11 protein-coding genes are annotated in these 12,069 nt (G+C 59.5%); 8 read left to right on the top strand and 3 right to left on the bottom strand.

The genetic code is table 11. The features are described 5' to 3' along the window. The first annotated feature begins 132 nt into the window (after positions 1-132). Positions 133-810 (top strand): alpha/beta hydrolase, encoded by a 678-nt coding sequence (locus NXC24_RS10360; RefSeq protein ID WP_104823201.1) that lies wholly within the window; start codon positions 133-135, stop codon positions 808-810. 35 nt (positions 811-845) lie between these two features. Here NXC24_RS10360 and NXC24_RS10365 read toward each other — a convergent pair whose 3' ends face one another. Further along, a complete protein-coding gene (locus NXC24_RS10365) occupies positions 846-1,361 on the bottom strand; it encodes a GNAT family N-acetyltransferase (protein ID WP_104823202.1) in 516 nt (171 codons plus the stop codon). Between the two features lie 155 nt (positions 1,362-1,516). Between NXC24_RS10365 and tyrS the strand changes: the two genes are divergently transcribed. Then, the gene (tyrS, locus tag NXC24_RS10370; RefSeq protein ID WP_104823203.1) at positions 1,517-2,773 is read left to right on the top strand and encodes a tyrosine--tRNA ligase; all 1,257 of its coding nucleotides are present in this window, start codon (positions 1,517-1,519) and stop codon (positions 2,771-2,773) included. Positions 2,774-2,921: 148 nt separating this feature from the next. Continuing rightward, on the top strand, positions 2,922-3,248 hold the full coding sequence (locus tag NXC24_RS10375; RefSeq protein ID WP_104823204.1) for a hypothetical protein: 327 nt from the start codon (positions 2,922-2,924) through the stop codon (positions 3,246-3,248). Between the two features lie 30 nt (positions 3,249-3,278). Here NXC24_RS10375 and NXC24_RS10380 read toward each other — a convergent pair whose 3' ends face one another. Further along, on the bottom strand, positions 3,279-6,698 hold the full coding sequence (locus NXC24_RS10380; RefSeq protein ID WP_104823205.1) for a DUF3971 domain-containing protein: 3,420 nt from the start codon (positions 6,696-6,698) through the stop codon (positions 3,279-3,281). Positions 6,699-6,828: 130 nt separating this feature from the next. Here NXC24_RS10380 and NXC24_RS10385 point away from each other — a divergent pair, with 130 nt between their 5' ends. From NXC24_RS10385 to NXC24_RS10405, 5 genes are all read left to right on the top strand, one after another. Beyond that, the gene (locus NXC24_RS10385; RefSeq protein ID WP_104823206.1) at positions 6,829-7,311 is read left to right on the top strand and encodes a peroxiredoxin; all 483 of its coding nucleotides are present in this window, start codon (positions 6,829-6,831) and stop codon (positions 7,309-7,311) included. Continuing rightward, complete coding sequence (locus NXC24_RS10390; RefSeq protein WP_104823207.1) at positions 7,311-8,141, top strand: ferritin-like domain-containing protein; 831 nt, start codon at positions 7,311-7,313, stop codon at positions 8,139-8,141. Before NXC24_RS10385 ends, NXC24_RS10390 begins: the two co-directional genes overlap by 1 nt. Positions 8,142-8,257: 116 nt before the next feature. Then, positions 8,258-9,589 (top strand): M23 family metallopeptidase, encoded by a 1,332-nt coding sequence (locus NXC24_RS10395; RefSeq protein ID WP_104823208.1) that lies wholly within the window; start codon positions 8,258-8,260, stop codon positions 9,587-9,589. Between the two features lie 198 nt (positions 9,590-9,787). Beyond that, complete coding sequence (locus NXC24_RS10400; RefSeq protein WP_104823209.1) at positions 9,788-11,308, top strand: DEAD/DEAH box helicase; 1,521 nt, start codon at positions 9,788-9,790, stop codon at positions 11,306-11,308. Between the two features lie 14 nt (positions 11,309-11,322). Next, entirely contained in the window at positions 11,323-11,745 is a 423-nt protein-coding gene (locus NXC24_RS10405) for an NUDIX domain-containing protein (protein WP_104823210.1), read from the top strand. A gap of 3 nt (positions 11,746-11,748) precedes the next feature. Here the strand turns inward: NXC24_RS10405 and NXC24_RS10410 are convergent, their stop codons facing one another. Beyond that, positions 11,749-12,069 (bottom strand): TfoX/Sxy family protein, encoded by a 321-nt coding sequence (locus NXC24_RS10410; RefSeq protein WP_104823211.1) that lies wholly within the window; start codon positions 12,067-12,069, stop codon positions 11,749-11,751.

Here is a 12,069-nt window from a genome sequence, read left to right on the forward strand (position 1 = left end):
ACAACGCATGGAAGATCGTGCCAAGTTTCGAATTGTTCTAAACTGCGTTCTAGAAAAGATGAGCGCATTAGTCAAGTCAACTTGCTGCGTCCCGCCTAGTTTGAACGCAGAAAAAGAAGAGCCGGAGTATCGATGCCCGAAGTTATTTTCAACGGCCCCGCAGGCCGCCTTGAAGGCCGCTATCAGCCATCCAAGGAAAAGAGCGCCCCGATCGCTATTATCCTGCACCCTCATCCGCAATTCGGCGGCACGATGAACAATCAGGTCGTCTACCAGCTCTTCTATATGTTCCAGAAGCGCGGCTTCACGACGCTTCGCTTCAATTTCCGCGGTATCGGCCGCAGCCAGGGCGAATTCGACCATGGCGCCGGCGAATTGTCTGACGCCGCTTCGGCGCTCGACTGGGTGCAGAGCCTGCACCCGGATTCGAAGAGCTGCTGGGTCGCCGGCTATTCCTTCGGCGCCTGGATCGGCATGCAGCTTCTGATGCGCCGACCGGAAATCGAAGGCTTCATGTCGATCGCACCACAGCCGAACATCTATGATTTCTCGTTCCTGGCGCCCTGCCCGTCCTCGGGCCTGATCATCAACGGTGATTCCGACAAGGTCGCTCCGGAAAAGGACGTCAACGGCCTCGTCGAAAAGCTGAAGACGCAGAAGGGCATCCTCATCACCCACAGGATCGTCCCCGGCGCCAACCATTTCTTCAATGGCCAGGTCGATACGCTGCTCGGCGAATGTGAAGACTATCTCGATCGTCGTCTGAATGGCGAATTGGTGCCAGAACCGGCAGCCAAGCGGATCAGGTGATTTACCCCTTCTCCCTTCGGGGAGAAGGCTTTCCGTTACCGCGACATCTGAAAACTGAGACCTGAAACGCCGTCGATCACAATCGGCGCGCGATATTGCATGCCGATTTTACGGAGAACCCGCTGCGACGCGGCGTTTTCCGGATGGGTGAAGGCGATGAACTGGCGAGCGAAACCGCGTTGGAAAAACCAGTCCGCAAGCGCCCCTGCAATTTCGGTGGCATAACCATTTCCCCAGGCTTCCCGACGGATGGAATAACCGAGTTCGAATTCGCCGCGTTCGCTCTCCTCAAACCGGGAAAAGCCAGCCCGTCCGATGAAACGGCCGTCGTCGCGTCTGAGCATCTTGTATTTGGTCACGCCATCGCGCGCCTGTTCATTAAACCAGCTTTTGAGGCGCGCCTCGGCCTTCTCAAGAGTCCATGGCGCGGCGCCCGAGAGATAGCGAGTCGTCTCGATCGTCGAATGCAATTGTCTGATGAGCTCGGCGTCGCACTTGTCCCACATCGTCAGAATGAGACGCGGGGTCTCCAATATAATGGTGTCGCTCATTGGTCGCGTCGCTTCCCAATCCTGCTCAAACTTCCCACGCGGCAGTCAACCAAAATGGTGACGAGCCGATAAATCAGTGCTAAACGCGCCGCGACGGTTCAACAATAGCGATTTCGCCGCATGGCACACCTGCGGCGCCCCGAGAGACCAAGATCATGGCTGAGTTCAAATCCGATTTCCTGCGCACCTTGCAAGAGCGCGGCTTCATCCACCAGATTTCCGATGAAGCCGGCCTCGACGACCTCTTCGCCAAGGAAACCGTGACGGCCTATATCGGCTTCGACCCGACGGCGCCGAGCCTGCATGCGGGCTCGCTGATCCAGATCATGATGTTGCATTGGCTGCAGGCGACCGGCCACCGTGCCGTCTCGCTCATGGGTGGCGGTACCGGCATGGTCGGCGATCCCTCTTTCAAGGAGGAATCGCGTCAGTTGATGACGATCGATACCATTGAAAGCAACATCGCCTCGATCAAGCGCGTCTTCTCCAACTACCTGACATACGGCGAAGGCCCCAAAGATGCGTTGATGATCAACAACGCGGAGTGGCTGCGTTCGCTCAACTACCTGGAATTCCTGCGCGACGTCGGCCGCCATTTCTCGGTCAACCGCATGCTCTCCTTCGATAGCGTCAAGACGCGCCTGGATCGCGAGCAGTCGCTGTCCTTCCTCGAATTCAACTACATGATCCTGCAGGCCTACGACTTCGTCGAACTGGCCAAGCGTTACGACTGCCGCCTGCAAATGGGTGGTTCGGATCAATGGGGCAATATCGTCAACGGTATCGACCTCGGTCACCGCATGGGGACCAAGCAGCTTTTTGCTCTGACCTCGCCACTGTTGACCACCTCCTCGGGTGCCAAAATGGGCAAGTCGGCCTCCGGCGCGATCTGGCTGAACGCCGACCTGCTCTCGGCCTATGATTTCTGGCAATACTGGCGCAACACCGAGGATGCGGACGTCTCCCGCTTCCTGAAGCTTTATACCACGCTGCCGATGGACGAGATCGCCCGCCTTTCCGCCCTCGCCGGCTCGGAGATCAACGAGGTCAAGAAGATCCTCGCCACCGAAGTCACCGCGATCCTGCATGGCCGCCAAGCCGCCGAACTTGCCGCCGAAACCGCGCGCAAAACCTTTGAGGAAGGCGGGCTTTCTGAAAACCTGCCGTCCGTCGATCTTCCCGCATCCGAACTCGACGCCGGCATCGGGCTGCTCTCGCTGATCGTCCGCGCGGGTCTCGCCGGCTCGAACGGCGAAGCCCGCCGTCATGTCCAGGGCGGCGCCGTGCGCATCAATGATCAGGCGATCAGCGACGAACGCAAGGTGATCGGCAACGGCGAAGTCACCGCCGATGGCGTCATCAAGCTGTCGCTCGGCAAGAAGAAGCACATCCTGATCCGCCCTGCTGCTTAATAGGCTGCCTGACACCGAAACACGAAAGCCGGCGCAACCCGCCGGCTTTTTTACGCTTTCAGCGCCTCCGCAGCAATTTAATGCACGGTCATGTCGGACCATGGCATTTCCGTTCGTCTTTTGTAGAGATCAACTCTGGAGGCGAGTTATGGACGAACTGCCGGTAATCGAAACGAGGCGTAAAGGTAAAAGCCTCACGCAGAGCATGCTGATTCCCAGCAAGGACATGGTTGCTCGGGCACTCCGGGCCGCCCCTCCTGGCGAATTATCTGACATTGCCAAGATAAGACGGGCGCTCGCCAGGGAATATGGAGCGGATGCCTGCTGCCCCGTGACCGTCCAGCGACATCTGGTGCAAATCAGTCAAGACGGCACTGCCCCGTTCTGGCGCGTGGTCGATCCTGAGCGACCTTCCGCCCGGCGCATGATCGGCGGACCTGAACGCATACGCGAGCGGTTGGCGAACGAACGATGATCGGTTTGGCCTGCGTGCTCGGCGTGAAGCTCAGAACTCGAAGATCTGCCGGAACACGCCCGGTGCGATGATCGACAGCGGGTTGATCTGCAGGTTCGGTTTTTCAAAGTTTCCGGTGAGCCTGAACGTGATGCCGATCAGGCCGCGGTCGCTGCCGTTGCCAAGGATGAATCCGACGATCGGCACTTCGGCGAACAGCCGGTTGAGGCCATAGGCGGGCATGAACGTGCCCGTCAGGTCCATGTTGCCGTTCGCGTCCTTCACCGTGCCTTGAAACGTCGCGCCCACCTGTACGCCGCGGACAACGCCATTTTCCACCGCAAGCGTCCCCTTACGCAGCACCAAGCGCGCGAAACCGCGCTCGAAACTCTGGGATCGCGTATCGATATTCTGTTTGACGGCCGAATTCAGGCTTCGCCCATTTTTGCCGCTCGGTGTGGAAACGATGGTCGAAAGCTTCTTTTCGTCGATGATGGCGAAGTTACGGATATCGAGCGAACCGTCCCAGGCATCAGTTCCCGTGGAGCGTAGCGACAGATTGAGCAGGCCGCCTTGCAGATGCTTGTAGAGATCGGCAAAACGCGCCACTGCGCCCGCATCGCCGCTGGTGATGCGAATAGTTCCGCCGTCTCCGCCCTTGCTCACCTGGCTGACGACGGCCTCGCCGCTGTGCGTGAGGCCGGAGAAATCCGCAGCTATCGTGCGGCCGCCGACGATGGAATAGACGCCCTTGAGATTTCCGATCGACTCATCGTTGAAGCCGACGACCTTATCGAGATTGGCCCGGATCGTTGCACCGGACGAATCATCCTTGTTGTCACTTTTGTCGCTGGATGCTGTTTTCAGCCGCGCCAGAACTGGCCGGAGATCGGCCGAATTGCCGGCGACGGATATGTCGTAGTTGCCGCTTTTGCCGTGCTTGATCGACAGCGCGAAATCATCGAGCGCGGAAAGCTTGACGCTATCGAAATTTGCCGAAGACAGGCCACCCTTGCTGACGACGAGATCGCCGCTGACACCGAAGCCATCTCCTTTGAGGACGAAATTTTTGAGCACTGTCTGGCTGTCCGGCCCGGAGGCCTCGAATTGGGCGGTGGCTGGAATGCCGCTGCCTTTCGACCAGCCGACCCACGGAACGGTCAAGGCCGCCTTGGCGAGGTCGATCTTGACGCCCTGCCGATCGTCGTCGATGCGCGTGAGTTCTATCTTAATCGGGCCATCGATAATGTCATTGAGACCCGGTATGACGCTGTTACGTTGGGCATCGGTGAGCGTGGCAGTGATCACGCGACTGCGTTTGGCCGTTGATTTGCCGTCCGTCGGTTCGACCATATCGATTTGCGCTGGAATGCCGTCGATCTGCGCCTGGGCATCCAGATGCACGGATTGGGGATCGGCGTCGATCTCGCCCGTAAGATTGGAAATCTTGCGGTTGTTCATCGGCTTCAGCAGATCGACGTCATCGAGCTGCAAGTTCGCCTTCCAGACCGGCGGCGGCGGCTTCTGATCGCTGATCAGGCCGATTGTCGCATCGACCTTGGCGACGATCTTGCCGTTGAAGTTCTCCGGTTTGAACTCGGTTCGCTGCAGCACTTCCAGCGGCTTATAGGTCAACAACTCGCCGATGGAATCGCCCGTGCCGGATATTTCCAGCGTGAGGGTGGCCATCAATGGCTTGTCGTAGGCCGACGGGATCGAGAAATTGCTGTCGTTCAGCGTCACCGAGCGGCCTGAGGGGAAATAGGAGGTGCCGCTCGCAATATCGACGCTCATCGTCGGACCGGTCAGATCGAAATGCGCCTGGGTGTCCCGGATTGGCGGAATCTCGCCTGGCACGTCGAGGCGCGCCTCATCGATATCGAAGGCGATGTGCAATTCGTTCTTTCCGAGCTGCAGCTTGCCCGTTTTCGCCGCTTCCGCCAGTCGTCCGGCGGGGATGAAGACCGAAATGACCCCATTGGTCACCGTGCCGCCGAAGAGGTTTTTCTCCACCCAGACCCGAGGTTTCGAGGCCATCCAGAACGGCCAGAGCTGCTTGATCGCGGTCGTATCGAGCTTGTCGGCGCGGCCGCCGAAGCTGATCTCCGGCGAGCTGTCTCCGAGTTTCAGATGCAGGGAGCCAAACAACGCGCCCAGCGGCGTGGAGATGCCGAGATTTTCGAATTGCAGTTCCTTGGTCGCCGCCAGGAAACGCCCCGTCGCCTGCCCGTCGAAGCTGACCGGCTGTTCGCCCGAAATGGAGGATGCTGCCGTGCCGCCACGAATCAGGAAGTCGATGCCGAAGCCCTTGCCGGCATTGGCGTCGATATGGTCGAGGTCGATCAGCGCCCCGGAGAATGGCACAATAGTGCCGACGAATTGAGCCTTAGACGGCGCAATCTCAAGCGTGTGGTGGGCGAAGTTGTAGGCGAGATTGATGTTGGCCTTTGTCAGCTCCTGCGGGTCGCGGTCCATGTAGAGCGTGCCGGGTTGGACATCGATCGAGGCGCTGAGCTTTGGTTCTATCCCTGAACCACCACGCATGGCGGTCACCGTCATTCCGGCGAAACTCATGATGCCCTGGCGCGGCGTGCCGTTCTGATCATAGGCCATCGTTAACGGCTTCAGGTCGAGATTGGTTACCTTTGCGGTCAGGGAAGAACTGCGCCCAGCCTCCTGTTGATCGGCGGTGACATCCAGCGTCGCGACGGAGCCGTTGACCGCAACCTGTCCATAAAGATGCAGCGATGTCGGTCCGCTGCGCTCGAAGGTGAGGCTGTCGACCACGAGCGAGATCGGCTCGCCGCCCTCCTGTCGTGCCAGCTTGACGGCAAAGCCGGAAATGCGCACCGAGTTCGTGCCGCCGCGTTCGACGAAACGCTCGAGGAAATCGAGATTGTCGAAGGCTGACTTCAGCGCTTGCGGTAACGCATCGACGCGCAGCATCGTCAGGTCGACGGGATCGCCCTGCGGCAGCAGCGACGTGTCGAGCGCGATGCCCTCTGCCGCCACATTGGCCACTTCGACACGGCCTTCGACAAGCGCCAGCGGATCGAGCACCATGCTGACCGCCGACATGGTCGACAGGTGCTTGCCGCTCTCCTGGTCGACCACATTGACGTTGCGGGCTTCCAGCTCCAGCCGCAGGGTGGGCGTAAAGCGGACCACGGTCGAGCCAACCTCCGCTTTGTAGCGAGGCCCGATCGCGCGATCGAGGGCAAGCTGTGCCTTCTGCGACAGGGGTTCATCGAAAATGCCGCCCTCGATGGTCGCGATGACGGCGCCGGCGATCAGGGCGAGAAAGGCGATGAAGACAAGGGTGATGCGGCAGACATGCCAGACATGCGAGCGCTTGCGCCGTTTGCGCTCGGGGACATGCACGATCATAGGATCGTCGACCTGAGCGGAAGGCAAGTGGTCGAGCGAGACGAGATCCTTCTTGCGGAATATAATCTTTTCGCCTCGGATCACTCCCGTGCGTCCCTTTCTTTTTTTGCAATTTTGTTGGTGACGCTGCGTCCGATGTGGACGGCATACCGGCGCAGTATATATGGCTGGTATTTAGTGTCATCCAAAATCCCGGCAAAAGAAAGGTTTTCCCGTGACCGAAATCTCTCTGGTTGAATTGGGCATCGGCGACAGAGCGCCAGATTTCGATCTTCCGCGCGATGGCGGCGGCCGTGTGAGCCTTGCTGATTTTGCCGGCAAGCCATTGGTGCTGTTCTTTTATCCCAAGGACGATACGACCGCCTGCACGACCGAATCGATCGCCTTCACAGCGCTTGCCGCCGACTTCGAAAGGGCGGGCGCGGCCGTCCTCGGCATGTCGCCGGATTCGGTCAGGAGCCATGACAAATTTGTGAAGAAGCACGCCCTCTCCGTCCCCCTCGCTTCCGATGAAGAGAAGACCGCCGCCGAGGCTTACGGCGTCTGGCGGGAAAAGAGCATGTATGGCAGGACCTACATGGGCGTCGTGCGTTCGACTTTCCTGATTGGGGCGGACGGCAGGATCGTCAAGATTTGGAGCAAGGTCAAAGTGGCCGGCCATGCCGAAGAGGTCTTGGCTGCTGTCCAGGAACTCTGATGCCGGTGGAAATCGAGACCATCACTTCGCTGCGCGGCGGCGCGATAGCCGCTATCTGCTCTGCCGATCTCGATCGCAAGACGGCGCTTGCCCAGGAATCGGCGACCCGCTGGTTTGCGCGCACGCTGTCGCTGCGCTCGCCGCTCGATCCGGCTCTTGCCGATCGTCCCGGCCGGCCGGAAAAGCCGGAGCTGGTGCCGCCAAAGCATATGAAGAAGCGCTCGCTGCACACGGTCAAAGGTCGCATTGCGCTGCTGCATGCCATCGCCCATATCGAGCTCAACGCCATCGATCTGGCGCTCGACATCGTCGCGCGCTTCGCCACCGAACCAGTGCCCAATTCCTTTTTCGACGGCTGGATGCAGGTTGCTTTCGAAGAAGCCAAGCATTTCCGCATGGTGCGGGCGCGTCTGCGCGATCTTGGCGCCGACTATGGCGATCTGCCCGCCCATGACGGCCTGTGGCAGGCCGCGCACGCAACCCGCAACGACCTCACTGCACGTCTTGCCGTCGTTCCGCTCATTCTCGAAGCTCGCGGCCTCGACGTGACGCCGGCGCTGCAGGCGAAAATGCGCGAAACGGGCGACTTGGAGAGCGCTGCCGTCCTTGATGTCATCTACAATGACGAGAAAGGGCATGTCGCCGTTGGCGCCAAATGGTTCCGCTTCCTCTGCGCCCGCGAAAGGCGCGATCCGGCCCGCACCTTCCAGGATTTGGTGCGCGCCAATTTCCGCGGTTCGCTGAAGGCGCCGTTCAATGACATCGCCCGCGCCGAGGCCGGTCTGACGCCTTCCTTGTACCGCGCCCTTACGTCTACAAGTAATGCATAACATACTAAACTATAAGAGTTTTTTGGTTTTCTAGGGGTGAGGCGGAAAGCAATCGTTAACCATAATTCCGTGTAGTCTCCAGTGGATGCCGATGTGCATCGATTGGGAGATTCTCGGTGACAGCCAAGCCTCAGAACCGGGTTTTCGGCAAACAAAAACGACAGTACACCATTATCGTGGCGAGCGGCGATACGGTGCGCCACATGACCGTGCGCCCGTGGATGGCGGCGCTTGTCGTGTGCCTCATCGGCATCTTTTCGATCGGATATCTCCTCGCCACCTCCTATCTCGTCCTGCGCGACGACCTGATCGGCGCCACCATGGCCCGGCAGGCGCGCATGCAATATGACTATGAGGATCGCATTGCGGCGCTGCGCGCCCAGGTCGACCGTGTTACGTCCCGTCAGCTTCTCGACCAGCAAGTCGTCGAGGAGAAGGTCGACAAGCTGATGGAGCAGCAGCAGGCCTTGTCATCGCGCCACGGCAAGCTCGATGCGCTGCTTGACCGCGCCGAGAGTTCCGGCCTGATGAACAAGAATGCCTCTGGAGATGCCAGTGCGGCGGCCAAAGGCGACCACGCGGAATTGACGGGAGGGCTGAAGTCGATTGAGAGGCTTCTGTCGAGCGGCAAGCCCGCCGATGCGACCCCCGACAATTCCACCCTCGCCTATGTTCCCGCCCCTGAAACCGTCGCCGACCGTGCCGACCGGGTGTTCTCCAGGGTGACATTGTCACTGAAACATATCGAACAGGATCAATTGACCCGCGTACGCCATCTGACGACCGGCGCGTCGGAGACCGCCGATGAGATCCAGTCGATCATGCAGAATGTCGGCGTCAAGGTTCCGACCGTGATGGCCAGCGCTGCGAGCAAGGATGAGAGCGTCGCAAATGATGATGGCGGCGTCGGCGGTCCTTATGTCGCACCGGAAAATGTCGATCAATTCGATCAGTCCATGGCCAATCTCGACACGGCACTGACGCGCCTCGAGACAGTACGCGGCGCAGCCGAAAGCCTGCCTTTTCGTAATCCGGCGCCGGGCAAGCTGATCACCAGCCCCTTCGGCAATCGCAAGGATCCCTTCTTCGGCAAGCTGGCACTTCATACCGGCACCGATTTCCACTTCAGCCCTGGGGAAAAGGTCAAGGCGACGGCGCCTGGCAAGGTCGTCTCCGCCGGCTGGACAGGTGGTTATGGCAACATGGTGGAGATCGACCACGGAGACGGCATTTCGACGCGTTACGGCCATATGGAAGAAATTCTGGTCAAGATCGGCGATACGGTCAAGGCCGGCGACGCCCTCGGTCTTGCCGGTAGCACGGGACGTTCGACCGGCACGCATCTTCATTATGAAGTGCGCGAAAACGGCCGTGCGATCGACCCAATGTATTTCATCAATGCAGGCACGAAGCTCGCAAGTTATATCAATGGACTAGGGACAATCTGACCGCGAGAATTGTGACAAACGAGCAACAAAGGTGGCGCTAATCTAAAAATTGCGTTATCTATTGGTCTGAAGCTTTCTGAACCACCTGCTTTCCTTGACTTCGCGGGTATTTGGTTCTATGTCGCGCTGCATTGCGGCATGCTAGGGCATGTCGACTCACGAGTGTTCGACCGAACCGGAACGGAAATAGTTTTCCCTTTGACAACATTTGCTGACCTTGGCCTGAGCCAAAAAGTCCTATCCGCGGTAACTGACGCGGGCTACACCACACCGACTCCGATCCAAGCCGGCGCAATTCCGTTTGCGCTGCAGCGTCGCGATATCTGCGGGATCGCCCAGACGGGTACCGGCAAGACCGCCTCCTTCGTTCTGCCGATGCTAACGCTCCTCGAAAAGGGTCGTGCCCGCGCGCGCATGCCGCGCACGCTGATCCTAGAGCCGACGCGCGAACTCGCCGCACAGGTCGCGGAGAATTTCGAGAAGTACGGCAAGAACCATCGCCTGAACATCGCCCTGCTGATCGGTGGCGTTTCTTTCGAAGACCAGGATCGCAAGCTGGAGCGCGGCGCCGATGTGCTGATCTGCACGCCCGGCCGCCTGCTCGACCATTTCGAGCGCGGCAAGCTGCTGATGAGCGCCGTCGAAATCTTCGTCATCGATGAAGCCGACCGTATGCTCGACATGGGCTTCATTCCCGATATCGAGCGCATCGCCAAGCTCATTCCTTTCACGCGCCAGACGCTGTTCTTCTCGGCCACCATGCCGGGCGAAATCCAGAAGCTGGCAGATCGCTTCCTGCAAAATCCGGAACGTGTCGAAGTCGCCAAGCCCGCTTCGACGGCAAAGACCGTCACGCAGCGTTTCGTCGCTTCGCATGGCAAGGATTATGAGAAGCGCGCGACGTTGCGCGATCTCATCCGCTCCCAGACCGATTTGAAGAACGCCATCATCTTCTGCAACCGCAAGAAAGATGTCGCGGATCTCTTCCGCTCGCTGGAACGCCATGGCTTCTCGGTCGGCGCGCTGCACGGCGATATGGATCAACGCTCGCGCACGACCATGCTGCAGAACTTCCGCGACGGCAATATCCAGCTTCTAGTCGCTTCCGACGTTGCGGCACGCGGCCTCGATCTTCCCGATGTCGGCCACGTCTTCAATTTCGATGTGCCGATCCATTCGGAAGATTATGTCCACCGCATCGGCCGCACCGGCCGTGCCGGTCGCTCGGGTTCCGCCTTCACCATCGTGACGAAGCGCGATACCAAGCATGCCGATGCGATCGAAAAGCTGATCGGCGAAGATGTCGAATGGCTGAACGGCGACCTGTCGTCGTTGCCCCCGGTCGAAGAAAGCCGGGACGACGATCGTTCTTCCCGTCGCCGTGACTCTAAAAGCAGAGGCCGCGACCGGGATCGTGGCCGCGGAGGCCGGAGCGCCTCGAGTCATAAATCTGATATCGACGTCGAGGATAATAGCGTCGAAGTGATCGAAGCAGCAGCACCAGCAAAGGCCGAAAGCGTGAGAAACGAGCGCAAGTCTGAGAACAGCAACAAGTCCCACAACGGTTCTCGCAACAATCACCGGCCCTTCCCTGCTGCCAACGACGACAACCGCGAGCGTCGCAATCGCTATCGCGATCAGGACGACGGCCCGACCCCGGTCGGCTTCGGCGACGATATCCCCGCCTTCATGCTGATTGTTGCCAACGCCAAGGGCTGACGGGCCTGCGGCGCATGGGGAAGCCCGGCATCGATTTCCCAGGATTAGGAACCGGTCTCGCAATTTTGCGAGACGGAAAGCTGTTGCTCTATAAGCGCCTGAAGGCGCCCGAAGCCGGCTTATGGAGCATCGTCGGCGGCAAGGTCGATCATATGGAGCCTGCCGCCAGGGCCGCCGTCCGCGAAGCGGAAGAGGAAAGCGGTCTCTCCATCGGCAAGATCGACTATCTCTGCACGACAGAAGTCATCATCGAGGCCGACCGCCAGCACTGGATCTCACTGATCTATATCTGCAGGGACTTTTCCGGCGAGCCTCGCCTGATGGAGCCCGACAAGCTCTCCGATTTCGGCTGGTTTGGCCGTAACGAATTGCCGACTCAACTTTCCGATTTCGCCAAGGCAACCATCGCCCATTTGAGCGAAGACGATTTTCGCTGAACTCTATTTCTCCGCCCGCACCGCCGCCTCGTAAGCCAGTCTCACCCAGCGCGCCATGATGTCCGGATCGTCGAACGCATCGTCCGGGATCGACCAATAGGGCATGTTGACGGGTTTGCCTTTCTTGCCTTCATAGGCCCAGCGCCGGGCGCCGGCTGCCTCGAATTCCGGAGCGCTGATTTCGTCAGCTTTCAGCAGCATCTCGTCGCTTACTTCGACGGCGACGATACGGCCCATGTGGTAGACGCCCTTGCCGCCGAACATGCGCTTGATCGTCACCGGCCCAAGCGCCTGGAACATCTCCTCGATCTCGATATTATCCAT

The sequence above is a fragment of the Rhizobium sp. NXC24 genome (genome assembly GCF_002944315.1).
In the GTDB taxonomy this organism is placed as follows: domain Bacteria; phylum Pseudomonadota; class Alphaproteobacteria; order Rhizobiales; family Rhizobiaceae; genus Rhizobium.

Coding starts and splice junctions, on each gene's coding strand:
- NXC24_RS10365 (WP_104823202.1), bottom strand. CDS start 1,361: ATGAGCGACACCATTATATTGGAGACCCCGCGTCTCATTCTGACGATG.
- NXC24_RS10360 (WP_104823201.1), top strand. CDS start 133: ATGCCCGAAGTTATTTTCAACGGCCCCGCAGGCCGCCTTGAAGGCCGC.
- tyrS (WP_104823203.1), top strand. CDS start 1,517: ATGGCTGAGTTCAAATCCGATTTCCTGCGCACCTTGCAAGAGCGCGGC.
- NXC24_RS10375 (WP_104823204.1), top strand. CDS start 2,922: ATGGACGAACTGCCGGTAATCGAAACGAGGCGTAAAGGTAAAAGCCTC.
- NXC24_RS10410 (WP_104823211.1), bottom strand. CDS start 12,069: ATGGATAATATCGAGATCGAGGAGATGTTCCAGGCGCTTGGGCCGGTG.
- NXC24_RS10390 (WP_104823207.1), top strand. CDS start 7,311: ATGCCGGTGGAAATCGAGACCATCACTTCGCTGCGCGGCGGCGCGATA.
- NXC24_RS10405 (WP_104823210.1), top strand. CDS start 11,323: ATGGGGAAGCCCGGCATCGATTTCCCAGGATTAGGAACCGGTCTCGCA.